General features: G+C 74.0%; 16 protein-coding genes. 1 reads left to right on the top strand and 15 read right to left on the bottom strand.

Annotated features, from left to right (window positions below):
- Positions 1–36: 36 nt before the first annotated feature.
- The 7 genes from rny to ABWK59_RS23155 all read right to left on the bottom strand — a co-directional run bounded on the left by rny (position 37) and on the right by ABWK59_RS23155 (position 7,793).
- Complete coding sequence (rny, locus tag ABWK59_RS23185) at positions 37–1,431, bottom strand: ribonuclease Y (protein WP_354642524.1); 1,395 nt, start codon at positions 1,429–1,431, stop codon at positions 37–39.
- A gap of 138 nt (positions 1,432–1,569) precedes the next feature.
- Positions 1,570–2,322, bottom strand: coding sequence for a recombination regulator RecX (gene recX / locus ABWK59_RS23180; protein WP_354645075.1), 753 nt, complete (start codon positions 2,320–2,322; stop codon positions 1,570–1,572).
- Positions 2,323–2,704: 382 nt separating this feature from the next.
- Positions 2,705–3,802: a recombinase RecA gene (recA, locus tag ABWK59_RS23175; protein WP_354642523.1), complete on the bottom strand. Its 1,098-nt coding sequence runs from the start codon at positions 3,800–3,802 to the stop codon at positions 2,705–2,707.
- Between the two features lie 148 nt (positions 3,803–3,950).
- Positions 3,951–5,210 (bottom strand): AI-2E family transporter, encoded by a 1,260-nt coding sequence (locus tag ABWK59_RS23170; RefSeq protein WP_354642522.1) that lies wholly within the window; start codon positions 5,208–5,210, stop codon positions 3,951–3,953.
- Between the two features lie 94 nt (positions 5,211–5,304).
- The gene (locus ABWK59_RS23165) at positions 5,305–5,499 is read right to left on the bottom strand and encodes a DUF3046 domain-containing protein (protein WP_354642521.1); all 195 of its coding nucleotides are present in this window, start codon (positions 5,497–5,499) and stop codon (positions 5,305–5,307) included.
- A complete protein-coding gene (locus tag ABWK59_RS23160) occupies positions 5,496–6,068 on the bottom strand; it encodes a GNAT family N-acetyltransferase (protein WP_354642520.1) in 573 nt (190 codons plus the stop codon). Before ABWK59_RS23160 ends, ABWK59_RS23165 begins: the two co-directional genes overlap by 4 nt.
- A gap of 132 nt (positions 6,069–6,200) precedes the next feature.
- The gene (locus tag ABWK59_RS23155) at positions 6,201–7,793 is read right to left on the bottom strand and encodes a S8 family serine peptidase (protein ID WP_354642519.1); all 1,593 of its coding nucleotides are present in this window, start codon (positions 7,791–7,793) and stop codon (positions 6,201–6,203) included.
- Positions 7,794–8,050: 257 nt separating this feature from the next.
- Here ABWK59_RS23155 and ABWK59_RS23150 point away from each other — a divergent pair, with 257 nt between their 5' ends.
- Positions 8,051–12,718 (top strand): ATP-dependent helicase, encoded by a 4,668-nt coding sequence (locus ABWK59_RS23150; protein WP_354642518.1) that lies wholly within the window; start codon positions 8,051–8,053, stop codon positions 12,716–12,718.
- Between the two features lie 358 nt (positions 12,719–13,076).
- Here ABWK59_RS23150 and ABWK59_RS23145 read toward each other — a convergent pair whose 3' ends face one another.
- From ABWK59_RS23145 to ABWK59_RS23110, 8 genes are all read right to left on the bottom strand, one after another.
- Positions 13,077–13,448, bottom strand: a complete 372-nt coding sequence (locus tag ABWK59_RS23145) for a helix-turn-helix domain-containing protein (RefSeq protein WP_354642517.1) — start codon at positions 13,446–13,448, stop codon at positions 13,077–13,079.
- Between the two features lie 297 nt (positions 13,449–13,745).
- A complete protein-coding gene (locus ABWK59_RS23140; RefSeq protein ID WP_354642516.1) occupies positions 13,746–14,246 on the bottom strand; it encodes a CinA family protein in 501 nt (166 codons plus the stop codon).
- Positions 14,243–14,884 (bottom strand): CDP-diacylglycerol--glycerol-3-phosphate 3-phosphatidyltransferase, encoded by a 642-nt coding sequence (gene pgsA / locus ABWK59_RS23135; RefSeq protein WP_354642515.1) that lies wholly within the window; start codon positions 14,882–14,884, stop codon positions 14,243–14,245. The genes ABWK59_RS23140 and pgsA overlap by 4 nt, the downstream gene beginning before the upstream one ends.
- Positions 14,881–16,380, bottom strand: coding sequence for a 30S ribosomal protein S12 methylthiotransferase RimO (gene rimO / locus ABWK59_RS23130; RefSeq protein WP_354642514.1), 1,500 nt, complete (start codon positions 16,378–16,380; stop codon positions 14,881–14,883). The genes pgsA and rimO overlap by 4 nt, the downstream gene beginning before the upstream one ends.
- A gap of 75 nt (positions 16,381–16,455) precedes the next feature.
- On the bottom strand, positions 16,456–17,289 hold the full coding sequence (locus ABWK59_RS23125; protein ID WP_420492835.1) for a RodZ domain-containing protein: 834 nt from the start codon (positions 17,287–17,289) through the stop codon (positions 16,456–16,458).
- A 226-nt stretch (positions 17,290–17,515) separates the two neighbouring features.
- Positions 17,516–20,173 carry a DNA translocase FtsK gene (locus ABWK59_RS23120; protein ID WP_354642513.1) on the bottom strand — a complete coding sequence of 886 codons (2,658 nt, stop codon included), beginning with the start codon at positions 20,171–20,173 and terminating at the stop codon, positions 17,516–17,518.
- A gap of 144 nt (positions 20,174–20,317) precedes the next feature.
- On the bottom strand, positions 20,318–21,007 hold the full coding sequence (locus ABWK59_RS23115; protein ID WP_354645073.1) for a response regulator: 690 nt from the start codon (positions 21,005–21,007) through the stop codon (positions 20,318–20,320).
- Positions 21,008–21,156: 149 nt separating this feature from the next.
- Positions 21,157–25,800 carry a HAMP domain-containing protein gene (locus ABWK59_RS23110; RefSeq protein ID WP_354642511.1) on the bottom strand — a complete coding sequence of 1,548 codons (4,644 nt, stop codon included), beginning with the start codon at positions 25,798–25,800 and terminating at the stop codon, positions 21,157–21,159.
- Positions 25,801–25,815: the final 15 nt, after the last annotated feature.

Raw genomic sequence — 25,815 nt, 5'->3', positions numbered from 1 at the left:
AGCTCGTGGTCCGGCGGGCGGCGGTCCGGCGGGCCGTCAGCGGGCGAACTCGGTCGCCCGGCTCTCCCGGACCACCGTTATCCGGATCTGCCCCGGGTAGGTCAGCTCCTCCCGGACCTGCCGGGCCACCTCGCGGGCGATCGTCCGGGCCCGCAGGTCGTCCACCAGCTCCGGCTGGACCATCACCCGCACCTCCCGGCCCGCCTGCATCGCGAACACCTTGGACACCCCGTCGTGCGCCTTCGCGATCTCCTCCAGCCGCTCCAGCCGCTTGACGTACGTCTCCACCGACTCCTTCCGGGCCCCGGGCCGGCCGCCCGAACAGGCGTCCGCGGCCTGGGTCAGCACCGCCTCCACGGTGCGCGGCTCCACCTCGCCGTGGTGGGCCTCGATCGCGTGCACCACCTCGGGCGACTCGCCGTGCCGCCGGGCGAACTCCGCGCCCACCGCCGCGTGCCCGCCGGGCACCTCGTGGCTGAGCGCCTTGCCGATGTCGTGCAGCAGCGCGGCCCGCCGGACCAGCTCCGGGTCCACGCCCAGCTCGGCCGCCATCATCCCGGCGATGTGCGCGGACTCCACCAGGTGCCCCAGCACGTTCTGCCCGTACGAGGTGCGGTAGCGCAGGGTGCCCAGGGTGCGCACCAGCTCCGGGTCCATCTCGCCGATCCGCACGGCGAGCAGGGCGTCCTCCCCGGCCCGCACGCACAGCCGCTCCACCTCGGCCCGGCTGCGCTCGTGCGCCTCCTCGATCCGCGCCGGGTGGATCCGGCCGTCGGCGACCAGCGACTCCAGGGTCAGCCGGGCACTCTCCCGGCGCACCGGGTCGAAGCAGGAGAGCTGCACCACCCCGGGGGTGTCGTCCACGATCAGGTTGACCCCGGTGACCGCCTCGAAGGCCCGGATGTTGCGGCCCTCCCGGCCGATGATCCGGCCCTTCATGTCCTCGTTCGGCAGCTTGAAGCCGGTCACCACGGCCTCGGCGGTCTGCTCGGCGGCCAGCCGCTGGATCGAGGCGGCGATGATCTCCCGGGCCCGCCGCTCGCCGTCGGCCTTCGCCTGCCGCTCGATCTCCCGGACGGCCACCGCCGCCTCCCGGCGGGCCTCGCTCTCGGCCTCCCGCAGCAGCTCGGCCCGGGCCTGCTCCGCCGTCAGGCCGGCGGCCCGCTCCAGGGTCCGGCGCCGCTCGGCGGCCAGCTCGGCCAGCTCGCCGCGGACCCGCTCGGCCTCGACCGCCCGGGCCGCCAGGTCGTCCTCGTGGCCGTGCATCCGGTGCAGCTCGGCGAGCAGCAGCTCCTCGCGGCGGTCCAGTTCGGTACGGCGCTGGCGGAACATCAGCCAGGCGGCGCCCAGCACCAGGAACAGCGCCCCGACCAGCACCAGGGCGGCCCACACCAGCGGAGAACCCGACCCCGCCCCCGAAGCGATCCCCATCCGGCCCCACTCCCCGTCCCTGCGCGGGCGATGGCCGTAGCGCGGTCGAAGCGATCCCCCACTGGGTGCGAGGCTAAGCCGAGGTTACGAAACGGTCAAGATGTGATCGCGGCCGGTGCGTTGTGATCTGATCCGGTGTCACCACGGGCTGTCGTCGGTGCTGTCCTCCGCGTCCAGCGCGGCCCGGACCACCCGGAAGGCCAGACCCTCGCCGTACCCGCGGCGGGCCAGCATCCCGACCAGGCGGCGGATCCGGGTGTCCCGCTCCAGGCCCCGGGTCGTCCTCAACTTCCGCTCCACCAGCGCCCGGGCGGCCTCCGACTCGTCCTCCGGGTCGACCCTGGCCACCGCCTGCTCCACCAGCTCCCCGGCGACGCCCTTGGTGCGCAGCTCCTGGGCCAGCGCCCGGCGGGAGAGCCCGCGCACCGCGTGCCGGGACTCCACCCAGGCGGCGGCGAAGGCGGCGTCGTCGATCAGGCCGACCTCCTCGAAGCGGGAGAGCACCCGCTCGGCCACCTCCTCGGGGATCTCCTTGCGGCGCAGCGCCTCGGCCAGCTGCTTGCGGGTCTTGGCCGCGCCGGTCAGCAGGCGCAGGCAGATGTCCCGGGCGCGGGCCTCGGGATCGGCCGGCTCCTCGCGGCGGCCACGACCGGACGGCTCGCGCTCGGCGTCACCGAAGCGGTCCGCGTCCCCGAAGCGGTCGGTGTCGCTGCGACGGTCGGTGTCGCCGTGGCGGTCGGACCGCTCGGGCCGTGTGCCACCGCTCGACCGCCGGTCACGGCGCCGGCCGGTGCCCCGGGCCGGGCGGCCGGGCTCGGCGGGCTCGCCGGATCCGGTGGGCCAGGGCTCGTCTGGGGCGCCGCCCGGGAGGTCGGCCTGCTCCTCGGCCAGGGCGCTGCGCCGGCGCCGCCGCCCGGTGGGCAGGTCGGAGGCCCGGAGCAGCTCCGGCAGATCGGTCGGCTCGGCGGATGCGTCCGCCGGCTCGGCGGGGGCGGGGCGCCGGGCACGCCGCGACGACCCGGCGGAGGTCTCCCCGTCCTCCGCCGGACCGTGCTGCGCGGGCTCGCCGGCCGCCCACCCGGCCCCGGGCCGGGCGTCGCCGCCCCACCGCCCGCTCTCGCTCCGCCGACCGGCACGCCGGCGCGGCCGTACGACCGGTGGCTCCGGCTCCTCGTCCGAGGGCTCGGCGACGGCCGCGAACCAGTCCGGCGGGCCCAGCTCACCGGACTCGTCGGCCGAGCCCGGTGCTCCGGCGGGATGGTGCGTCAACGGCTCAGGCCTTGGCCGCCGCCGTCTTCTTCGCCGTGGCCGACTTGGCGGCCACGACGGGGGCCTCGGCGGCCGGGGCCGCGGCGGCGCCGGCCTCGGTCTCGACCTTCGGGCCGATGCCGAGCTTGCCCTTGATCTTGGCCTCGATCTCGTCGGCCAGCTGCGGGTTGTCGCGCAGGAAGTTGCGGGCGTTCTCCTTGCCCTGGCCGAGCTGGTCGCCCTCGTAGGTGTACCAGGCGCCGGACTTGCGGATGAACCCGTGCTCCACGCCCATGTCGATCAGGCCGCCCTCGCGGCTGATGCCGACGCCGTAGAGGATGTCGAACTCGGCCTGCTTGAACGGCGCGGCGACCTTGTTCTTGACCACCTTGACGCGGGTGCGGTTGCCGACCGCCTCGGTGCCGTCCTTCAGGGTCTCGATCCGGCGGATGTCCAGGCGGACCGAGGCGTAGAACTTCAGCGCCCGGCCACCGGTGGTGGTCTCCGGGGAGCCGAACATGACGCCGATCTTCTCGCGCAGCTGGTTGATGAAGACGGCGGTGGTGTTCGACTGGTTGAGCGCACCGGCGATCTTGCGCAGCGCCTGGCTCATCAGGCGGGCCTGCAGACCGACGTGCGAGTCGCCCATCTCGCCCTCGATCTCGGCGCGCGGCACCAGGGCCGCCACCGAGTCGATGATCACCAGGTCGATCGCGCCGGAGCGGATCAGCATGTCGGTGATCTCCAGGGCCTGCTCACCGGTGTCCGGCTGGCTGACCAGCAGGGCGTCGGTGTCGACGCCGAGCTTCTTGGCGTACTCCGGGTCGAGCGCGTGCTCCGCGTCGACGAAGGCCACCGTGCCGCCGGCCCGCTGGGCGTTGGCCGCCAGGTGCAGGGTCAGCGTGGTCTTGCCGGAGGACTCGGGGCCGTAGATCTCGATCACGCGGCCGCGCGGGATGCCGCCGACGCCGAGGGCGACGTCCAGCGCCGTGGAGCCGGTGGGGATCACGTCGATCGGCTCGTTCGCCTTCTCGCCGAGGCGCATCACCGAGCCCTTGCCGAACTGCCGCTCGATCTGGGCGAGTGCGGTCTCTAGGGCCTTCTCGCGGTCCGTACCTGCCATGGCTTCCACCCTCGGGTTCTGTGCGTTGCGCTTCATCGTCCTCGACGCTAGCGCGTACCACCGACAATCGGCCCGGATCGGGCTCGGCCTGTGGAAAACTCCTCGCCGAAGAGTATAAGGAACACGCGTTCGATTTCGAGCACGGCGCCTACTCTTCTCCGTCCTCCCGGTCCTGACCTGCGGAATCGTCCGAATGATCGCCGCGCATCAGGCGCCGGAGTCGGCGCGCGGCGGCCCGTCTGCGCTCCCTGCGGAGCCTGCGTGCCTCCCCGCGGTCGATCCGCGGGTCCGTGGTCACCTCGTACCGGCGGACGTACGTCCCGACGAACCCCTGCAGGGTGGCCGCCACCGGGATGGCGATCAGCGCACCCACCGCGCCGAGCAGCGCCGCCCCGGCGATCACCGCGCCGAAGGCCATCGCGGGGTGCACGTCCACCGTGCGGGCGGTGATCCGCGGGTGCAGCAGGTAGTTCTCCACCTGCTGGTAGACCACCACGAAGCCGAGCACCCAGAGCGCGTCCAGCGGCTGGTCGGTGAGGGCCACCAGCACCGGCAGGGCGCCGGCGATGTAGGTGCCGATGGTGGGGACGAACTGCGACACCACACCGACCCAGACGCCCAGCGCGGCGGCGTACGGCAGGTCGATGATCTGGAACATGATCCAGTGCGCCACCGTGGACACCAGGGCCAGCAGCGCCCGGGAGTAGAGGTAGCCGCCGGTCTTGGCCAGCGCGATCTCCCAGGCCCGCAGCACCTCGCCCTGCCGGGCGGGCGGCAGCAGCGAGCAGACGGTCCGCCGCACCCGGGGGCCCTCGGCGGTGAGGTAGAAGGTGAACAGGCCGACCGTGAACGCCTGGAACAGCCCGCCGATCACCGTGCTGGAGACGCCCCAGACGTTGTCCGCGGCCTGCTGGACGTACTTCTCGATGGCGCCGGAGTCGCGGAGCACCCGGTTCTGCAGCTCGCCGAGCGAGAAGTCCTGGTCGAAGGTGCGGTTCACCCAGCCGATCAGGTTGTCCAGCAGGTGCGGCAGCCGTCCGGCGATCTGCGAGATCTGGTCGACCAGCAGGGTGCCGAGCGCGGTGAGGAAGCCGGCCACGGCGACCGCCAGCCCGATGAACACCAGGAAGGTGCCGAGCCCGCGCCGTATCCCGCGGGCAGCCATCCGGTCCACCGCGGGCTCCATCGCCAGCGAGAGGAAGAACGCGACCAGCAGCATCACCAGCAGGTCGATCAGCTGGTGGAAGGCCCAGTCGGCCAGCTGGAACAGCCCCACCAGGAGCAGCGCCAGCACCATCGCCCGCGGCAGCCAGCGGGGCATCCCCCCGCCGGGCCGCGCACCCCGGCCGGCGTCCTCCCCGCCGGCGGGCGGGTCGGGCGGCGGAGGTGCGTCTGCGCTGCTGGCCACCGGGACAGTCTCACCCATAACGGGACGAAACCGGACGGCTCCAGCCGGTGAGTCGGCTGCCGCGGCCCGGCACCACCGCGCCCTCAGGGCGGGGTCACCGCAGCAGCGGCGAGACCCCCTGGGTCCGGCAGACCACCCGCCAGACGTCCTTGGCCTCCCAGCCGGCCTCCAGCGCCTGCCGCACCGTCCGGCCGCCGAGCTCGCTCATCACGTGGTCGCTGGCGAACGACTCCGCGTACGCCTCGCCGAAGTGCTCGTACATCCGTCGCCAGAACTCGGTCAGCCTCATGGCTCCCAGTATTCCGGAGCGGTCCGCCACCCCGCCCGGTCCAGGGCGTACTCCACCTCGCCGTGCTCGGCGCCCGCGATCGGATCCGGCCAGTCCTCGTGGAAGGTGCGGACGTACCGCAGCCCGGCCTTCTCCAGCACCCGGCGGGAGCCCAGGTTCACCGCCATCGTGTAGCCGACCACCCGCCGCACGCCGAGTTCGCCGAACCCGCGCGCGACCAGCGCCCGGGCGCCCTCGGTGGCCAGCCCGCGGCCCCAGGCGGCGCGGCGCAGCCGGTAGCCGAGTTCCACCTCGCCCGCCTCCCGGCCGGTCGGCCGGAACTCGAACCAGCCGAGGAACTCCCCGCCGTCCCGGTCGAGCGCGGCCCACCAGGCGAGGTCGGGGGTGTCGCGGTAGTGCCTGAGGTAGAGCGGGATGATCTCCTGCTCGACCACCGCGCGCGGGGTGGCCCGCCCGCCGCTGAGGTACCGCATGACCCCGGGGTCGGCGTCGAGCTCCACCAGCAGGTCGGCGTCGGCGGGGGTGAACCGCCGCAGGGTCAGCCGCTCGGTCTCCAGGTACACGGACATCCCCCGATCCTGCCCCGGGCCGGGCCGGAGCGCGCCCGGTTTTCGGACCGGGCCCGCCGCGGGCCGGCCGGAGCCCGGGGTCGGCCCGGGCCGCGGGCCTGGCCGCAGCTCCGGGTCGGCCGGAGCCGCGGGTCAGCCGGAGACCAGGTCGAGCACGCCGGCGCCGTAGTACTCGCGGTCGTGGCAGCCCCCCGGCAGCATCGGGCAGTTGGCGGCGGCGGTGTCGGCGAGGTGGGCGATCAGCCGGTCCGGCCCCCACTCGGGATGGCCGGCGGCGGCCACGGCGACGGCGCCGGTGACGTGGGCGGCGGCCATCGAGGTGCCCGCCAGGGCCGCGTACTGCCCGCCGGGCCAGTCGGAGACGATCGCCCCCTGCGACCCGCCGTCCGGGTCCCCGCCGGGTGCGGCGATCGAGATCCGGCCGCGTCCGAAGTTGGTGTACGAGGCGGGCAGGCCGCGCCGGTCCACGGCGCTGACGGTCATCACCCCGGGCAGCTCGCCGGGCAGCCGGATGCACTCGGTGCCCAGCTCCCGGTCCTCGGCGGGGCCGGACATCCGGTCGTTGGGGCTGCGCCGGTCGTCCCGTCCCGCGGTGAGGTCCTGGGCGTCGTTGCCGGCGGAGGCGACGACCACCGCGCCCTGCCGCTGGGCGTAGGCCACCGCCCGGCCCACGGCGGCGATCAGTGCGGCCTGGTCCGGGTCCTCGGGGCAGTTGTACTTCCAGGGGTCGGCGAAGTAGCTGTCGTTGATGGCCTTGGCGCCGTGGTCGGCGGCCCAGAGCATGCCGCAGACGATGTTCTCGGCGTAGTACTGGCCGAGCGGACCGAGCAGCCGGACGGCGGCGATCCGGACGCCGGGGGCGACGCCGGTGACCCCGTGGCCGTCCCGGGCCGCGCCGACGATCCCGGCGACGTGGGTGCCGTGGCCGCTCTCGCCGACCCCGGGGTCGGGCCGCCAGGCGCCGAACCGGGCGTCCGGCCGGCCGTCGGCGCAGGAGACCGAGGCCTGCGGGTCCACGGCGGAGCGCAGGTCGGGGTGGGTGTCGTCGACCCCGGAGTCGAGGACGGCGACCAGGACCCGGCGCAGCGCCTGGGGTGCGGCCGGGACCTGGCGGTCCACGGCGCGGTCGCCGGTGGGGGTGCGCAGCAGGGCGGAGAAGCCGGCCGGTGCTCCGTTGGCGCCGATCATGTCGAGGTTCCAGTCGCTCCGCTCGGCCGGGTCGGGGAGGGTCGCGGTGGAGTCGCCGGCGGCGTCCGCACCGTCGGCGGACCCGGAGCCGTCGCTGCCGGGGGTCTGTCCGCCGATCCGGCTCTCCAGGCTGGCGGTGCCGTCCAGGACGCCGGCGAAGCCGCCGGCGCCGCCGATCGGGCGCGGCGGCCCGGGGACGGCCGCGGTGCGGGTGGCGCCGACCGCCGCGATGCCGGGCCGGCTCCGCAGCCGTTCGGCGAAGGCGCCCTGGGCGTACACCAGGACCGCGCCGATCTGCGGGTAGTCCTGGACGACCCGGCCGCCCTCGGCTTCCGCTTCGGCCGCGGCGGCCGCGGCGCCCCCGGCGTCCGGCCGCTCGGCGAGCACCAGGTAGCTGAGGTAGGGGCGGCCTTGCCCGGCCACGTACGGGACGGCGCCGCCGAGGAGGAGGGCGGTGAGCATCATGGCCGCCAGCACGCTCACGGGGCCCGTGCGGCGCCGGGCGCGGCCGCCCCCGGCCGGGCTGACCTGCTCCATGGCAACGGCCTCCACTCGTGGGCTTCGGGCCTGGAACATCACCATATGAGTCGATTGTCGGGATTGCCCCGCCGGCTGCGGCATCCGAAGGCCGCGTCCGAGCCGCGTGTCGCACCACGCCGGTCCCACACCGAGGCCGCACCGGGACCCACGCCGGGCCTCACCGGACCCGCGCCGGGCCCCGCGCCGACCCCGGCTGCCGCCGCCCGCACCGCGCCCGGGCCCGGATTGTCAGACCCGCCGGGCACCATGGGGGCATGGCGCAGCGCACCCTCCCCGACCCCCTGGACGGCTTCGCACCGGCGACCAGGGCGTGGTTCAGGGGTGCCTTCTCCGCGCCCACCGAGGCGCAGGCCCGCGCCTGGGAGGCGATCCGGAGCGGGACGGACGTGCTGGTGGTCGCGCCCACCGGCTCCGGCAAGACCCTGGCGGCCTTCCTCTCCGCGCTCGACGGGCTCAGTTCCACCCCACCGCCCGCCGATCCGCGGCGCCGCTGCCGGGTGCTCTACATCTCGCCGCTGAAGGCCCTCGCGGTGGACGTGGAGCGCAATCTCCGGGCCCCGCTGACCGGCCTTCGCCAGGCCGCCGTCCGGCTCGGGCTGCCCGAGCCCGAGGTGCAGGTCGCCATCCGCTCCGGCGACACCCCCGCGGCGGACCGCCGCCGTTTCACCACCCACCCGCCGGACATCCTGATCACCACCCCCGAGTCGCTGTTCCTGCTGCTCACCTCGGCCGCCCGGGAGGCGCTTCGCGGGATCGACACGGTGATCCTGGACGAGGTCCACGCGGTGGCCGGCACCAAGCGCGGCGCCCATCTGGCACTCAGCCTGGAGCGGCTGGACGAGCTGCTGGAGCGGCCGGCCCGGCGGATCGGCCTGTCGGCCACCGTCCGGCCGGTGGAGGAGGTGGCCCGGTTCCTCAGCCCGCGGCGCGGCGCGGCGATCGTGCAGCCGCCCTCGGCCAAGGAGTTCGACCTGTCGGTGGTCGTCCCGGTGCCCGATCTGGACGACCTGCCGGCCCCGGCCGAGGCCGCCGGTCCCGGCTCGCCCACCTCCACCGGCTCCTCCGTCCAGGCGGGCTCGATCTGGCCGCACGTCGAGGAGCGGATCGTCGACCTGGTCCAGGCCCACCGCTCCACCATCGTCTTCGCCAACTCCCGCCGGCTGGCCGAGCGGCTGTGCAACCGGCTGAACGAGATCGCCCACGAGCGGGCCACCGGCGAGCCGCTGCCCGAGGCGCACGGCCCGGCCCAGCTGATGGGCGGCTCCGGGGCGGCGGCCGGTGCCCCGGCGGTGATCGCCCGGGCGCACCACGGCTCGGTCTCCAAGGAGCAGCGGTCCCTGGTGGAGGAGGAGCTGAAGGCCGGCCGGCTGCCCGCCGTGGTGGCCACCTCCAGCCTGGAACTGGGCATCGACATGGGCGCGGTCGAGCTGGTGGTCCAGGTGGAGTCGCCGCCCTCGGTCGCCTCCGGGCTGCAGCGGGTCGGCCGGGCCGGCCACCAGGTGGGCGCGGTCTCCACCGGCGTGGTGTTCCCCAAGTACCGCGGCGACCTGGTGCAGTCCGCGGTGGTCACCGAGCGGATGCGCTCCGGCGGCATCGAGGCGCTGCGCGTCCCCCGCAACCCGCTGGACGTGCTGGCCCAGCAGCTGGTCGCGATCACCGCGCTCGACACCTGGGACGTGGACGAGCTGCTGGCCCTGGTCCGCCGGGCCGCGCCGTTCGCCACCCTCCCGCAGTCCGCCTTCGACGGCGTGCTCGACATGCTGGCCGGCCGGTACCCGTCGGACGCCTTCGCGGAGCTGCGTCCCCGTCTGGTGTGGGACCGCGTCGCGGGGACGGTCACCGGCCGCCCCGGCGCCCAGCGGCTGGCCGTCACCTCCGGCGGCACCATCCCCGACCGCGGCCTGTTCGGCGTGTTCATCGCCGGCGCCGACCCGAAGAAGGGCGGCGGCCGGGTCGGGGAGCTGGACGAGGAGATGGTCTACGAGTCCCGGGTCGGCGACGTGTTCACCCTCGGCACCACCTCCTGGCGGATCGAGGAGATCACCCACGACAAGGTCCTGGTCACCCCGGCCCCGGGCGTGCCGGGCCGGCTGCCGTTCTGGAAGGGCGACACCCTGGGCCGTCCGCTGGAGCTGGGCCGCGCGGTCGGCGCCTTCGTCCGCGAGGTCGGCGCCCTGCCGCCGGAGGCCGCCTCGGAGCGGCTGCGGGCCGCGGGGCTGGACGACTGGGCGGCGGCCAACCTGCTCGACTACCTCGCCGAGCAGCGGTCCGCCTGCGGCCACCTGCCGGACGACCGGACGATCGTGGTCGAGCGGTTCCGCGACGAGCTGGGCGACTGGCGGATCGTCGTGCACTCCCCGTTCGGCGCCCAGGTGCACGCCCCGTGGGCGCTCGCCCTCGGCGCCCGGCTGCGCGAGAAGCACGGCCTGGACCCGCAGGTGATGCACGCCGACGACGGCATCGTGCTGCGCCTGCCCGACGCCGACCTGCTGGACTTCCCCTCCCCCGAGCAGCCCGCCGCCGAGGAGGCGCCGGTCGGCGCCGACGCCGTGCTCTTCGACCGCGGTGAGGTCGAGCAGATCGTCACCGACCAGGTCGGCGGTTCGGCGCTGTTCGCCTCCCGGTTCCGCGAGTGCGCCGGCCGCGCCCTGCTGCTCCCGCGCCGCAACCCGGGTCGGCGCACCCCGCTCTGGCAGCAGCGCCAGCGCGCCTCCCAGCTGCTGGAGGTGGCCGCCGAGTACGGCTCCTTCCCGATCGTGCTGGAGGCCGTCCGCGAGTGCCTGCAGGACGTCTTCGACGTGCCCGGCCTGGTCGAGCTGATGGGCGACCTGGAGTCCCGCGCGGTCCGCCTGGTCGAGGTCACCACCCCCGAGCCCTCCCCGTTCGCCCGCTCACTGCTCTTCGGGTACGTCGCCCAGTTCCTGTACGAGGGCGACTCCCCGCTCGCCGAGCGCCGGGCCGCCGCGCTCTCGCTGGACTCCCGGCTGCTGTCCGAGCTGCTCGGCCAGGCGGAGCTGCGCGAGCTGCTCGACCCGCGGGTTCTGGCGGAGCTGGAGGCCGAGCTCCAGCGCCTCACCCCGGACCGCCGGGTCAAGGACGCCGAGGGCGTGGCCGACGCGCTGCGCCTGCTCGGCCCGCTGGGCGAGGCGGAGCTGACCGCCCGGGGTGCCGAGCCGCTGTGGGCGCTGGAGCTGGAGGCGGCCCGCCGGGTGATCCAGGTCCGGGTCGGCGGCGAGCTGCGCTGGGCCGCGATCGAGGACGCCGGGCGTCTTCGGGACGCCCTGGGCACCCCGCTGCCGGTGGGCGTCCCGGAGGCCTTCACCGAGCCGGTCAGGGATCCGCTGGGCGACCTGCTCGCCCGGTACGCCCGCACCCACGGGCCGTTCACCGCCGCCGAGGCGGCCGCCCGGTTCGGCCTGGGCAGCGCCGTGGTCGCCGGCACCCTGCAGCGGCTGACCGCGGCCGGACGGCTGGTCCAGGGCGAGTTCCGCCCGGTCGAGGGCCACACCGCGACCGTGGAGTGGTGCGACGCCGAGGTGCTGCGCCGGCTGCGCCGCCGCTCGCTGGCCGCGCTGCGCCAGGAGGTCGAGGCCGTCCCGCCGCGCGCGCTGGCCGCCTTCCTCCCGCAGTGGCAGCACCTGGCCGGCCACCGGCTGCGCGGCCTGGACGGCCTGTACCGGGTGGTCGAGCAGCTGCAGGGCACCGCGCTGCCCGCCTCCGCGCTGGAGAAGCTGATCCTCCCGGCCCGGCTGGCGGACTACTCCCCCGAGCTGCTGAACGAGCTGATGACGGCCGGCGAGGTCGGCTGGTCCGGCGCCGGGGCCCTGGCCGGCAAGGACGGCTGGATCAGCCTGCACCTGGCGGAGAACGCGCACGTGCTGCGCCCCGAGCCCGTCCCGCCCGCGCTCACCCCCGTCCACACCGCCCTGCTGGAGGCCCTGGCCGGCGGGTACGGCCTGTACTTCCGCCAGCTCGCCGAGCGGATCCCGGACACCCCGCCCGCCGAGCTGACCGACGCCCTGTGGGACTTGGTCTGGGCCGGGTTCGTCACCAACGACACCCTGGCCCCGCTGCGCGCCCTGCTCGGCTCCGGCCGTACGGCGGGCTCCACCGCGCACCGCGCGCCCCGGGCCACCCCGCGCGGGCGGTACGGCGGTGCCGGGCGGGGCCTGGGCCGTCCGGCGGCCGCGCTGCGCTCGGGGCCGCCGACGGCCGCCGGGCGGTGGTCGCTGCTGCCCGCGTACACCGAGGACCCGACCGTCCGCGCGGCCGCCCAGGCGCAGAGCCTGCTGGACCGGCACGGCGTGCTGACCCGCGGCACGGTGGCCGCCGAGCGCGTCCCGGGCGGCTTCGCGGCGGCGTACCGCGTGCTGTCGGCCTTCGAGGAGCGCGGCCGGGCCCGCCGCGGGTACTTCGTCGAGGGGCTGGGCGGCGCCCAGTTCGCCATGGACGGCGCGGCCGACCGGCTCCGCTCGGTCAGCGGCCGGCTGGAGCGGGCGGCCGCCGCCGAGTGGTCGGCCGGCCCGGCGGAGCCCCCGCAGGCGCTGGTGCTGGCCGCCGCCGACCCGGCGAACGCGTACGGCGCCGCCCTGCCCTGGCCCGAGCCGCCGGCCGCCGCGACGGCGAAGGCCGGCACCGCGCACCGGCCGGGCCGCAAGGCGGGCGCGCTGGTCGTCCTGGTGGACGGGGAGCTGGTGCTGTACGTGGAGCGCGGCGGCAAGTCGCTGCTGTGCTGGGAGGAGCGGGAGGAGCCGCTGCGCGGCGCGCTGGAGGCGCTGGCGGGGGCGGTCCGGGAGGGCGCCCTGGGCAGTGTGACGGTCGAGCGGGCCAACGGCGTCCCGGCCCTCTCCTCCCCCCTGGGCCCCGCCCTGGAGTCCGCCGGCTTCCACCCCACCCCGCGCGGCTACCGTCTCCGGCCGTGAGCGGGCAAGTGGCCGAGCGGCCGGGCGGGCACCCCGGTCCAGCCGGTCTAGCCGGCCTCCTCCGGCGTACGCCGCCGCGCGCCTCTGGGCGCCGCCGTACGGTCGCTGTGCACGGGTATCAGCCCGAGACTCCACCCCCCGGCCGCCAGGGCACCCAGCACGGCCTCACCGGCCCCCACGGCCCGCCCCAGCAACAGCACCCCGCCCGCCAGGACGAGCAGCAGCGGCAACCGCCCCCGGACAGCAGGAAGCCGGAGCACGGTCGCCCAGGCACCGGCACACGCCGACCAAGCACTCCGCACTCCGGCCTCCTTCGCTCACACCCCGCACCGGACCCGGGCGGGACGGACGAGGCCCGTCAGGCCGCGACCACGTCCATGGCGGCAGCCTTGGACGACATCGCCCCCGCCCGGTCGGACCCGGGAGCCGGCAGCGGCACCGGTTCGAGGACCGGCCTCAGGAGATCACCCTCGGAGAGGGTGGCCATCGCCGCAAGTTCGGCGAGCGACAGCTCGTCGCTGACCTCGCGCATGACCTCGGACATCCGGACGTCGAGCGCGTCGCAGATGGCGGAGAGCAGCTCGGAGGAGGCCTCCTTCTGCCCCCGCTCCACTTCGGAGAGATACCCGAGCGAAACCCTGGCGGCTGCCGACACCTCGCGGAGTGTGCGGCCCTGGCGCTGGCGCTGCCGACGCAGCACATCGCCCAGCAGGCGACGGAGCAGGATCATCGGTGCCTCCCTCCTCGGACTGCGGATCGAGATGTCACGACCCCACCGTACCGCCTTGTCCGCATCGCGTGCGGGGACCATGGTCGTGTTCACTCTGGGCTGCAAGGCTGTCCCCTCCCCTGTCTCATCCCCCGCCCGGACCGTCAAAGCGCCCGAACCGGGCTCCCAGCGGGGACCGCACGGCGCGTCAACTGGCTGATACCTGCCCAGCCAGGCCATCCGGTCTAACACGATCCTCCGGTGTCGGAGGCCAGTTCAGTGATTTCGGCAAACCCCCGCGCGACGGGGATTCAGCCGCTACGGATGCGCCGGGCGTTCCCCCGGCAGACGGTCCAGCAGCAGCCGCAGCGCGGCCGCCACCGCCCCACGTCGGATTGTGGCACGCTCCCCCGACAACCGGGGCGAGACGACCAGTGTTCCCGCCGGCCCGGCCAGGGCGACGTGGACCGTGCCGACCGGCCGGCCGTCCTGCGGCTCGGGACCGGCCACGCCGGTGGTGGCGAGACCGTACGTCGCCCCCAGCACCCGCCGGACGCCCTCGGCCATCTGCCGGGCCACCACCGGGTGCACGGCGCCGTGGACGGCCAGCAGTCCCTCGTCCACGCCCAGCACGGAGGCCTTGAGGTCGGTGGCGTACGCGGTGACCGAGCCGCGGAAGGTCGCCGAGGCGCCCGGGATCTCCACCAGGGCGGCCGCCAGCAGCCCGCCGGTGAGCGACTCGGCCACCGCCAGGGTGGCCCCGGCCGCCTTCAGTTCCTCGTGCGCCCGCCGGGCGAGCTCCCCCTCCACCGCGGTCATGCCCCCGCCTTCTCCTTCGCGATGCCCTCGCGCCGCAGGCGCAGCGCCTGGGCGACGTAGTCGAGTCCGGTGACGACGGTGAGCAGCACGGCGACGCCCATCATCACGGCCCGGGCGGTGGCCAGCGGCCCGGTGAGCACCAGGACGTACATGCCGACCGCGATGCCCTGGGTCAGGGTCTTCATCTTGCCGCCCCGGCTGGCCGGGATCACCGCGTACCGGATGACCCAGAACCGCATCAGCGTGATGCCGAGCTCGCGGGCCAGGATGACCACGGTCACCCACCACGGCAGGTCGCCCAGGACGGACAGGCCGACCAGCGCCGCGCCCATGATCGCCTTGTCCGCGATCGGGTCGGCGATCTTGCCGAAGTCGGTGATCAGGCCCTTGCGCCGGGCCAGCTCGCCGTCGAACAGGTCGGTGATCATCGCGATGGCGAAGGCCGCCCAGGCCACCGAGCGCCACTTGGGGTCGTGGCCGCCGTTGGCGAACAGCAGCGCGACGAAGATCGGCACCAGCAGCAGCCGGACCATCGTCAGCACGTTGGCGATGTTCCAGACGCCGGGCGCGGCAGGCAGCGCCGCCTCCGGCCGGCGGCCGGGGTGGGCCGCGGCCGGCGCGCCGGGCCCCTTGGTCATTCGGATCCCCCCGCGCCCACGGCGCTCACCAGGGCCTCGGCACCGGCCGGGGCGTCCTCGACGGGCAGCAGCTCGGCCACCAGGTCCACGCCCTCGGTGCCGACCACCCGGGCCCGGTAGTACCGACCGATCTCGGCGTCCTCGACGCCCAGCAGGGTGGTGAGGCCGTCGGTCTCCGGGGCCTGGTGGGCCGCCCGGCCCTCGACCACGCCGTCCTCGACCGACTCGACCAGGACGAGCACCTCGGTGCCGATCCGCTCCTCGGCGCGCTGAGCGGTGAGCTCCTCGGCCAGCCGGGAGAGGGTGGCCAGCCGCTCGGCGACCACGTCTTCGGGCAGCTTGTTCTCGAAGCCGGCCGCCTCGGTGCCGTCCTCGTCCGAATAGCCGAAGACGCCGATGGCGTCCAGCCTCGCGTGCGAGACGAACCGTTCCAGCTCGGCGAAGTCCTCCGCGGTCTCACCGGGGAAGCCGACGATGAAGTTGGAGCGGACACCGGCCTCCGGGGCCTTGTCCCGGATGGTCTTCAGCAGGTCCAGGAACTGGTCGGTGGAGCCGAAGCGGCGCATCCGGCGCAGCACGGCCGGGGCCGAGTGCTGGAAGGACAGGTCGAAGTACGGGGCGACCTTGGCGGTGCCGGTCATCGCGTCGATCAGCCCGGGCCGCATCTCGGCCGGCTGCAGGTAGCTGACCCGCACCCGCTCGACGCCCTCGACCGCGGCGATCTCGGTGAGCAGGGTCTCCAGCAGGCGGATGTCGCCCAGGTCCTTGCCGTACGAGGTGTTGTTCTCGCTGACCAGGACGATCTCGCTGACGCCCTGGCCGGCCAGCCAGACGGCCTCGTTCAGCACGTCGGAGGGGCGGCGGGAGACGAAGGAGCCGCGGAACGCGGGGATGGCGCAGAACGAACATCGCCGGTCGCAGCCGGAGGCGAGCTTGACCGAGGCCACCGGGCTGTCGTCCAGCCGCTTGCGCAGGGCGCGCGGGCCGGAGGCGGGGGCGACGCCCTCCGGGAGGTCCTCGGGGGCGCCGTGGCCGGGCAGGGCGACCTCGGCGGCCGCGGCCTGCCGCTCGACCGGGGTGAGCGGCAGCAGGGTACGGCGGTCACGCGGCGTGTGCGCCTCGACGTGGCCGCCGGAGAGGATGGTCTGCAGCCGGTTGGAGATGTCGGCGTAGTCGTCGAAGCCGAGGACGCCGTCGGCCTCGGGCAGCGCGTCGGCGAGCTCCTTGCCGTAGCGCTCGGCCATGCAGCCGACCGCGACCACGGCCTGGGTGCGGCCGTGGCCCTTGAGGTCGTTGGCCTCCAGGAGGGCGTCGACCGAGTCCTTCTTGGCGGCCTCGACGAACCCGCAGGTGTTGACGACGGCGACGTCGGCAGCGGCGGCATCGTCGACCAGGCGCCAGCCGTCGGCCTCCAGTCGCCCGGCGAGTTCCTCGGAGTCGACCTCGTTGCGGGCGCAACCGAGCGTGACCAGGGCGACAGTGCGGGGTTCAGGCATGGTGCCAAGATTAACGCGCGGCCCCCGGTGCCGTTCGCCCCGGAGGCCGCGCGCTGCTCACCGCGGGCTGTTCGGTCAGCCTGCCTGCGGGTCGCCGGGCGTGTAGGTGAGATGCACCACCTGGCCCTCGGCGCCGGCGGGACCGAGGTCCTTGCCGTTGACGTACAGGTGGACGGCCCCCGCGTTGCCGATCACCAGGGTGATCTTCTTGGGGTCGGTGAAGGTCTGGTCCTGCCCGGACTCCAGGTTGTTCGAGAACAGCGACTTGCCCTTGCTGTCCTTGGCGGTCACCCAGCTCTTGTCCTTCTCGGCCACCAGCTTGACGGTGACCTTGTCGGCCGGGGCGGCCGCGATCGGCGCCAGGCTGGTCTCCGGGGCGGGCGGCTGGGCGGAGGCGGTGACCGGGGAGGCGGCGCCGCTGGGCAGCGGGGCGCTGGCGGAGCCGGCGCCGGCGTCCCGGGAGCTGCCGGAGAACAGGTTGAAGCCGATCAGCGCGACCACCGCGACGATGGCGGCGACCATGGCGGCCGTCCAGTTCGGCCGGCGGTGGTCGGAGACCCTCATCGGGCCGGTGTCCGGCATCAGCTGGGTGGGCCGCTTGCTGGCCGGGGAGCCGCCGTGGGCGGCGTCGTAGCGGGCGATCAGGGCGTCGCCGTCCACCCCGACCGCGCGGGCGAGCAGGCGGATGTTGCCGCGGGCGTAGAAGTCACCGCCGCAGCGGTCGAAGTCGTCCTCCTCGATGGCGTGCACGATCGGGACCCTGACCCGGGTGCTGGTGCTCACCTGATCAACCGTCAGACCCGCCGCGATCCGGGCCGACGCGAGCACCCTGCCGATGCTCGGCCCCTGGTCGACGGGCAGCTCGGCCTCATCCGGGCCGTCGTTGCGGGGGGACTTGCCGATGGTCACTGGAGCGCCTTTCGAGCGTTGGCCACCTGCTGAGAAGACAGTCTAGGGGCGGGGGCGGAACGTTTCTCAAGCGGAAATGGCCCGAACGTGCGCCGCCGGGCCCGTGCGGACTGACGGGCGATCAGCCGGTCTGCCGTGCAAACGCCCCCGCCCCGAGTGGACGAGAGAGTACCGGATCCGGTTCCCGCCTCCCACATTGGACCGAACGAGTGAGACGGGCCGGAGGTCAGCCCCGCAGGGTGATGAGTACCCCGTCCAGTTCGTCCGGCTTCACCAGGACGTCGCGGGCCTTGGAACCCTCGCTCGGTCCGACGATCCCCCGGGACTCCATCAGGTCCATCAGCCGGCCCGCCTTGGCGAAACCGACCCGCAGTTTGCGCTGGAGCATCGAGGTCGAACCGAACTGGGTGGAGACCACCAGTTCGGCCGCCTGGATCAGCAGGTCCAGGTCGTCGCCGATCTCCTCGTCGATCTCCTTCTTCGGCCCGCCGCCGACCACGACGTCGTCCCGGTACCGGGCCGTCATCTGGTCCTTGCAGTGCTGGACCACCTTGGCGATCTCGGCCTCGGTGACGAACGCGCCCTGCATCCGGACCGGCTTGCTGGCACCCATCGGCAGGAAGAGCGCGTCGCCCTTGCCGATCAGCTTCTCCGCGCCGGGCTGGTCGAGGATGACCCGGGAGTCGGCCATCGCCGAGGTGGCGAAGGCCAGCCGGGACGGCACGTTGGCCTTGATCAGGCCGGTCACCACGTCCACCGAGGGCCGCTGGGTGGCCAGCACCAGGTGGATGCCGGCGGCCCGGGCGAGCTGGGTGATCCGGACCACCGAGTCCTCGACGTCCCGCGGCGCCACCATCATCAGGTCGGCCAGCTCGTCGACGATCACCAGCAGGTACGGATACGGCGTCAGTTCGCGCTCGCTGCCGAGCGGCGGGGTCACCGTCCCGGCCCGGACGGCGGCGTTGAAGTCGTCCACGTGCCGGAACCCGAAGGCGGCCAGGTCGTCGTACCGCATGTCCATCTCGCGCACCACCCACTGGAGGGCCTCGGCGGCCTTCTTGGGGTTGGTGATGATCGGCGTGATCAGGTGCGGGATGCCCTCGTACGCGGTGAGCTCGACCCGCTTGGGGTCGACCAGGACCATCCGCACCTCGTCCGGGGTGGCCCGGACCAGCACCGAGGTGATCAGGCAGTTGATGCAGGAGGACTTGCCCGCGCCGGTGGCGCCGGCGACCAGGACGTGCGGCATCTTGGCGAGGTTGGCCATCACGGTGTGGCCCTCCACGTCCTTGCCCATGCCGACCACCATCGGGTGGGTGTCCTCGGCGGCGCTGCGCGAGCGCAGCAGGTCGCCCAGGGTGACCATCTCGCGGTCCCGGTTGGGGATCTCCACGCCGACCGCGGACTTGCCGGGGATCGGGCTGATGATCCGCACGTCGGGGGTGGCCACCGCGTACGCGATGTTCTTGGCCAGGGCGGTGATCCGCTCGACCTTCACGGCCGGGCCGAGCTCCACCTCGTAGCGGGTGACCGTCGGGCCGCGGGTGAAGCCGGTGACCCTGGCGTCCACCTTGAACTCGGCGAAGACGCCGCTGAGCTGGGCCACCACGTCGTCGTTGAGCTTGGAGCGGGCCTTCGCCGGGGCGCCGTGCTCCAGCAGGTCCAGCGGCGGGAGGGCGTAGGTGATGTCGCCGGCCAGCTGGAGCTGCTCCATCCGGACCGGGGCCGGGCCGTGCTCCTCGGGGGCGCCGGGGCCGCCGCTGCGGGCGGGCGGGACGGCCGGCTCCTCCGGCGGCGCGGTGTTGTCCTTGACCTGGTGCACGATGTCGGCGACCAGCGGGGAGGCCGGCACCCCGTAGACCAGCGCGCCGTCCAGGTCGGCGGCGACGCCGGCGGCCAGGCTGCGGGTCCCGTACGGGTCCTTCTCGAAGGAGAGCGGCTCGCCCTCGGGCTCGGCGGGCTCGTCGGGCCTGCGGCGGCGGCGCCGGCGGCGGGCGGACAGCTCGTCGTCGGAGCCCTCGATGGTGATCGGCAGCGCGTCGGGGTCGGCGTCCTCCGGGGGCGCGGTGGAGAACGCGCGGGCGGCGCCCGGGGCGGGCTCCTCGCCGGGCAGCGGCTCGGCCACGCCGAGGCGCACGCCGACCTGCCGCAGCCGTTCCGGGATGCGGTTGACGGGCGTGGCGGTGACCACCAGCAGGCCGAAGAAGGCGAGCAGCAGCAGCAGCGGGACGGCCAGCGGCGGGCCCGCCGCGGCCATCATCGGGGTGGAGGCGGCCCAGCCGAGGATGCCGCCGGCCTGCCGTATCCGGGTCGCCCCGCTGGACATGCCGGGCGCGCCGCAGCCGATGTGCACCAGGCCGAGGACGCCGACCACCAGGGTGCTGACGCCGATCAGGATCCGCCCGTTGGCCTCGGGCACCTCCGGGTGGCGCATCAGCCGGACCGCGACGGCCAGCAGCAGCAGCGGCACCAGCACGTCGAGCCGGCCGAAGAGGCCGGAGACCACGTTGGTGGCGGCCTCGCCCAGCCAGCCCTGCGGGCTGAACCAGGTGCCGACGGCGGTGACCAGGGCCAGGGCGAGCAGCAGCAGGCCGACGCCGTCCTTGCGGTGCGCCGGGTCGAGGTTCCTGGCCCCGTCGCCGAAGCCCCGGAACACCGCCCCGACGGCGTGCGCCAGCCCCAGCCAGAGGGCGCGGACGGCACGGAAGAGTATCGGGCGGGGAGGGGGCGGCGCGGGCTTGGCGGCCGCCTTCTTCGCCGCCGCCTTCCTGGCGGGGGGTCCCGGCACCGCGGCTTTCTTGGCCGCGGCCTTCTTGGCCGGGGCCTTCCTGGCCGGCCCGGGCTTCGGGTTGCGCGCGGCGCTGCCGGGCGTACGTGTGGCCATGGGTCAGCAGCCTACCGGCGCCGAGGGGTGCCGGACATGTGACCGAGCGGAAGCCCGCGGCCGTGTCGTCGACGGCCCGTCACGGCCGCCCGGCTCACCCGCTCGGCGGATCCTGACGCCGGCTCGCCCCGGGCTGAAACCGCCTCACCCGGAGCCGGGGCGCAGCGCGTCCAGGGCACGGCGCAGGCCCACGAGCTTGCGCTCCAGGTGGGCCGCCGTGGCCGCGGCGGCCGTCTCGGCGGAGCCGTCCAGCTGCTTGGTGAGCGCCTCGGCCTGCTCCTCCACCGAGGCCAGCCGGGCCGACAGCTCGCCGAGCAGCGCGCCGCCGAGGGCCGGCTGCTCGCTGTTCTCCAGCTGCAGGCGCAGCAGCGAGGCCTGCTCCTTGAGCTGGCAGTTCTTCATGTACAGGTCGACGAAGACGGAGACCTTGGCGCGCAGCACCCACGGGTCGAACGGCTTGGAGATGTAGTCCACCGCGCCGGCCGCGTAGCCGCGGAAGGTGTGGTGCGGGCCGTGGTTGATGGCGGTGAGGAAGATGATCGGGATGTCCCGGGTGCGCTCCCGGCGCTTGATGTGCGAGGCCGTCTCGAAGCCGTCCATCCCGGGCATCTGGACGTCCAGAAGGATCACCGCGAAGTCGTCGGTGAGCAGCGCCTTGAGCGCCTCCTCGCCGGAGGCGGCCCGGACCAGCGTCTGGTCCAGCGCGGAGAGGATCGCCTCCAGCGCCAGCAGGTTCTCCGGCCGGTCGTCGACCAGGAGGATCTTCGCCTTCTGCACCGGGACCCGCCCTCCTGCCGGTTGATGTCCGAGGGTCGGCACACGCGTACCGCCCATCACTGCCCCGGTCATGCTAGCCGTACCCCCTTGCCCGCCACAGGCTCGGTGCGACCCGTTACCGGTCGGTCACTGTTCGCAACGATTGGGCGACCCTACCGGGTTCCCGGCCGGGGCCGCCAGTGGCGGCGGGCCGGGAACCCCCGCCGCTATCCGACCCCCAGCCACTGGCGCATGACCGCCAGCAGGTGGTCGATCTCGACCGGCTTGGTGACGTGGTCGGTGGCGCCTGCCTCCAGGGACTTCTCGCGGTCGCCCTTCATCGCCTTGGCGGTGAGCGCGATGATCGGCAGCCCGGCGAACTGCGGCATCCGGCGGATCGCCTCGGTCGTGGCGTAGCCGTCCATCTCCGGCATCATGATGTCCATCAGGACCAGGGCCACGTCCTCGTGCTGCTCCAGCACCTCGATGCCCTCGCGCCCGTTCTCCGCGTACAGCACGGTCAGGCCGTGCTGCTCCAGCACGCTGGTCAGGGCGAAGACGTTGCGGATGTCGTCGTCCACGATCAGGACCCGCTCGCCGTCGAACCGTCCGGCCGCGGCGGTGGGCCGGCCGGCCGAGGGCTCGACGGGCTGGCGGGGCAGCGCCTCCGGGACGGGGCTGCGGCGGCGGCGCTCGGCGGCCCCGCGGCGGCGTTCCTCGGCCAGCTCGCGGACCTCCTGCGCCCAGTGCTCGGCGGGGGTGCGCACCTCGGCCGGCGGGTCGAGCACCAGGGCCGGCAGGGCGGCCGGGACGGCGGCGGGAGCGAGGGCGCGCACCGGGGGCGCGCTGCCGCGCTCGGGCGCCGTACCCGGCGCGTCGCTGCGCAGCGGCAGGTACAGGGTGAAGGTCGAGCCCCGGCCCAGCTCGCTCTCGACGTGGATCTCGCCGCCGAGCAGGCGGGCGATCTCCCGGCTGATCGACAGGCCGAGGCCGGTACCGCCGTACTTGCGGCTGGTGCCGCCGTCGGCCTGCTTGAACGCCTCGAAGATCTCCCGCAGCTTGTTGCCGGGGATGCCGATGCCGGTGTCCGAGACCGAGAAGGCGATCAGCGGCTCGTCCGGGTCACAGATCGCCTCGGCCTCCAGCAGCAGCTCGCGGACGTGCTGCGGCACCCCGCCGTCGGAGGTGGGGCGGATCAGCAGCTCCACCGCGCCGGAGTCGGTGAACTTCACCGCGTTGGAGAGCAGGTTGCGCAGCACCTGCTGGAGGCGCTGCTCGTCGGTGTGCAGGGTCACCGGCAGGTCGGGCGAGACCCGGACGGCGAAGTCCAGGTTCTTGTCCACGGTGAGCGGCCGGAACGCGGCCTCCACGTAGTCGACCAGCTGGACCAGGGCGATCCGGGCCGGGCGGACGTCCATCTTGCCGGCCTCGACCTTGGAGAGGTCGAGGATGTCGTTGATCAGCTGGAGCAGGTCGGATCCGGCGCCGTGGATGGTCTCGGCGAACTCGACCTGCTTGGCGGAGAGGTTGCCCTCGTTGTTGTCGGAGAGCAGCTTGGCCAGGATCAGCAGCGAGTTGAGCGGGGTGCGCAGCTCGTGCGACATGTTGGCGAGGAACTCGCTCTTGTAGCGGGAGGCCAGCGCGAGCTGCTCGGCGCGTTCCTCCAGGATCTGCCGGGCCTCCTCGATCTCGCTGTTCTTGATCTCGATGTCGCGGTTCTGCTGGGCGAGCTGCTCGGCCTTCTCCTGGAGCTCCTCGTTGGTGCGCTCCAGCTCCTCCTGGCGGGCCTCCAGCTCGGCCGAGCGCATCGAGAGCTCGGCGGTCAGCCGCTGGGACTCCAGCAGCAGGCCCTCGGTCTTGGTGTTGACGCTGATGGTGTTGACGGTCACACCGATCAGGTCGGCGATCTGGTTGAGGAAGTCCAGCGCCACGGTGGTGAACGCGCCGAAGGTGGCCAGCTCGATCACGCCGAGCAGCCGGTCCTCGAACAGCACCGGCAGCACCACCAGGTGCGCCGGGGCGGCCTCGCCCATGCCGGAGCCGATCTTCAGGTACCCGGGCGGGGTCTCCCTGACGATGATCGACCGCTTCTCCACCGCCGCCTGGCCGATCAGGCCCTCGCCGGGCCGGAAGGTGGTCGGCATGGTGCGGCGGTTGTAGCCGTACGAGCCGATCAGCCGGAGCACGGTGTCGGTCTCGTCGTCGTCCTCGGTGATCAGCTCGGCGGAGCGGCCGGCCGGCTGGGCGAGGAAGAAGGCGCCGTGCTGGGCCGAGACCACCGGGGTGAGCTCGGTCATGATCAGCGAGGCCACCGCCTCCAGGTCGCGCCGGCCCTGCAGCAGACCGGACATCCGGGCCAGGTTGGTCTTCAGCCAGTCCTGGTCCTTGTTGGTCCGGGTGGTCTCGCGCAGGTTGGCGATCATCTGGTTGATGTTGTCCTTGAGCTCGTCGAGCTCGCCGGACGCGTCCACGTCGATCCGCGGGCTGAGGTCCCCGCGGGTCACCGCCGTGGCCACCTGGGCGATCGCGCGCACCTGCCGGGTCAGGTTGTTCGCCAGCTCGTTCACCGACTCGGTGAGGTCCTGCCAGCGGCCGGCCACGCCCGGCACCCGGGCCTGGCCGCCGAGCCGGCCGTCGGTGCCCACCTCGCGCGCGACGCGGGTCACCTCGTCGGCGAACGCGCCGAGCTGGTCGACCATGGTGTTGATGCTGGTCTTGAGCTCCAGGATCTCGCCCCGGGCGTCCACGTCGATCTTCTGCGACAGGTCACCGCGGGCCACCGCCGTGATGACCAGGGCGATGTTGCGGACCTGGCCGGTGAGGTTGTTGGCCATCAGGTTGACGTTGTCGGTCAGGTCCTTCCAGATGCCGGCCACGCCCGGCACCGAGGCCTGGCCGCCCAGGGTGCCGTCGGTGCCCACCTCGCGGGCCACCCGGGTCACCTCGACGGCGAACGCCGACAGCTGGTCGACCATGGTGTTAAGAGTGCTGGCGAGCGCCTTGACCTCGCCCTGCGCCTCGATGGTGATCTTCTTGGACAGGTCGCCGCTGGCCACCGCGGAGGCGACCTCGGCGATGTTACGCACCTGGCTGGTCAGGTTGGACGCCATGAAGTTCACGTTGTCGGTCAGGTCCCGCCAGATGCCGGAGACCCCGCTCACCCGGGCCTGGCCGCCGAGGATGCCCTCGGTGCCCACCTCGCGGGCCACCCGGGTCACCTCGTCCGCGAACGCCGACAGCTGGTCGACCATCGTGTTGACGGTGGTGACCAGCTCGCGGATCTCGCCCTTGGCGTCGACGGTGATCTTCTTGGAGACGTCGCCGCGGGCCACCGCCGTGGTCACCTCGGCGATGTTGCGGACCTGGCTGGTCAGGTTGTTGGCCATCAGGTTGACGCTGTTGGTCAGGTCCTTCCAGGTGCCGGAGACCCCCGGCACACTGGCCTGGCCGCCCAGGATGCCCTCGGTGCCCACGTCCCGGGCCACCCGGGTGACCTCGTCGGCGAAGGCACCGAGCTGGTCGACCATGGTGTTGATGGTGTTCTTCAGCTCCAGGATCTCGCCGCGGGCGTCCACCTGGATCTTCTGCGACAGGTCGCCCTTGGCCACCGCGGTGGTCACCTGGGCGATGTTGCGGACCTGACTGGTGAGGTTGTTCGCCATCGAGTTGACGTTCTCGGTGAGGTCCTTCCAGACCCCGGCCACGCCCGGCACCTGCGCCTGACCGCCGAGGATGCCCTCCGTCCCCACCGCTCGGGCCACCCGGGTCACCTGCTCGGCGAACCCGGAGAGCTGGTCCACCATCGTGTTGATGGTGTTCTTCAGCTCCTGGATCTCGCCCCGGGCGTCGACCTCGATCTTCCGCGACAGGTCGCCCTTGGCCACCGCCGTGGTCACCTCGGCGATGTTGCGCACCTGCGCCGTCAGGTTGTTGGCCATGAAGTTCACCGAGTCGGTGAGGTCGCGCCACACCCCGGCCACGCCCGGCACCTGCGCCTGACCGCCCAGGCGGCCCTCGGTGCCCACGTCACGGGCCACCCGGGTCACCTGCGCGGCGAAGGAGTTGAGCTGGTCCACCATGGTGTTCACGGTGTTCTTCAGCTCCAGCATCTCGCCGGCCACGTCCACCGTGACCTTGCGCGACAGGTCGCCCTTGGCCACCGCCGTGGTCACCTCGGCGATGTTGCGCACCTGCGCGGTGAGCCGGCCCGCCATGGTGTTGACCGAGTCCGCGAGGTCCTTCCAGCTGCCGGAGACGCTGCGCACCCGGGCCTGGCCGCCGAGCTTGCCCTCGGTGCCCACCTCGATCGCCACCCGGGTCACCTCGTCGGTGAACTCCGAGAGCTGGTCGACCAGCCCGTTCACCGTCCGGCCGACCTTGAGGAACTCGCCGCGCAGCGGGTAGCTCGCCCCGGTGGTGTGCACCGAGCGCAGCTCCATCCGCTGGTCCAGGTCGCCCTCGGCGATCGAGGTCAGCACCCGGCCCACCTCGGCCATCGGCCGGGCCAGGTCGTCGATCAGCGCGTTGCAGTTGTCGACCGCCGCCATCCAGGCGCCCTCGCCGACCCCCGACTCCAGCCGCTCCGAGAGCCGGCCCTCACGGCCCACCGCCCGTCGCACCCGCGCCAGTTCGCCGGTCAGGTGCTGGTTGCGCTCGGCCACCTCGTTGAACACCGCGGCGATCTCCGCCAGCGGGCCGTCCCCCGGGAAGGCCAGCCGGCGGCGGAAGTTGCCGTCCCGCATCGCCGTGAGCGCGGCCAGCACCTTCCGCAGCTCGGCCGGCTCGGCACCGCGGTGCGTGTTGGCCCGCCGGCCGGCCGCGCCGCGCGACGGCGAGGCCGACCGGCCGCCGCGCGGGGCGGCGGAGGTCATGGCGGTTGCGTCCTT

Source organism: Kitasatospora sp. HUAS MG31 (genome assembly GCF_040571325.1).
Lineage (GTDB): Bacteria > Actinomycetota > Actinomycetes > Streptomycetales > Streptomycetaceae > Kitasatospora > Kitasatospora camelliae.
This window is presented reverse-complemented; position numbering and strand designations above follow the sequence as displayed.

Coding starts and splice junctions, on each gene's coding strand:
- rny (WP_354642524.1), bottom strand. CDS start 1,431: ATGGGGATCGCTTCGGGGGCGGGGTCGGGTTCTCCGCTGGTGTGGGCC.
- recA (WP_354642523.1), bottom strand. CDS start 3,802: ATGGCAGGTACGGACCGCGAGAAGGCCCTAGAGACCGCACTCGCCCAG.
- ABWK59_RS23165 (WP_354642521.1), bottom strand. CDS start 5,499: ATGAGGCTGACCGAGTTCTGGCGACGGATGTACGAGCACTTCGGCGAG.
- ABWK59_RS23160 (WP_354642520.1), bottom strand. CDS start 6,068: ATGTCCGTGTACCTGGAGACCGAGCGGCTGACCCTGCGGCGGTTCACC.
- ABWK59_RS23155 (WP_354642519.1), bottom strand. CDS start 7,793: ATGGAGCAGGTCAGCCCGGCCGGGGGCGGCCGCGCCCGGCGCCGCACG.
- ABWK59_RS23150 (WP_354642518.1), top strand. CDS start 8,051: ATGGCGCAGCGCACCCTCCCCGACCCCCTGGACGGCTTCGCACCGGCG.
- ABWK59_RS23145 (WP_354642517.1), bottom strand. CDS start 13,448: ATGATCCTGCTCCGTCGCCTGCTGGGCGATGTGCTGCGTCGGCAGCGC.
- ABWK59_RS23140 (WP_354642516.1), bottom strand. CDS start 14,246: ATGACCGCGGTGGAGGGGGAGCTCGCCCGGCGGGCGCACGAGGAACTG.
- pgsA (WP_354642515.1), bottom strand. CDS start 14,884: ATGACCAAGGGGCCCGGCGCGCCGGCCGCGGCCCACCCCGGCCGCCGG.
- rimO (WP_354642514.1), bottom strand. CDS start 16,380: ATGCCTGAACCCCGCACTGTCGCCCTGGTCACGCTCGGTTGCGCCCGC.
- ABWK59_RS23120 (WP_354642513.1), bottom strand. CDS start 20,173: ATGGCCACACGTACGCCCGGCAGCGCCGCGCGCAACCCGAAGCCCGGG.
- ABWK59_RS23115 (WP_354645073.1), bottom strand. CDS start 21,007: ATGGGCGGTACGCGTGTGCCGACCCTCGGACATCAACCGGCAGGAGGG.
- ABWK59_RS23110 (WP_354642511.1), bottom strand. CDS start 25,800: ATGACCTCCGCCGCCCCGCGCGGCGGCCGGTCGGCCTCGCCGTCGCGC.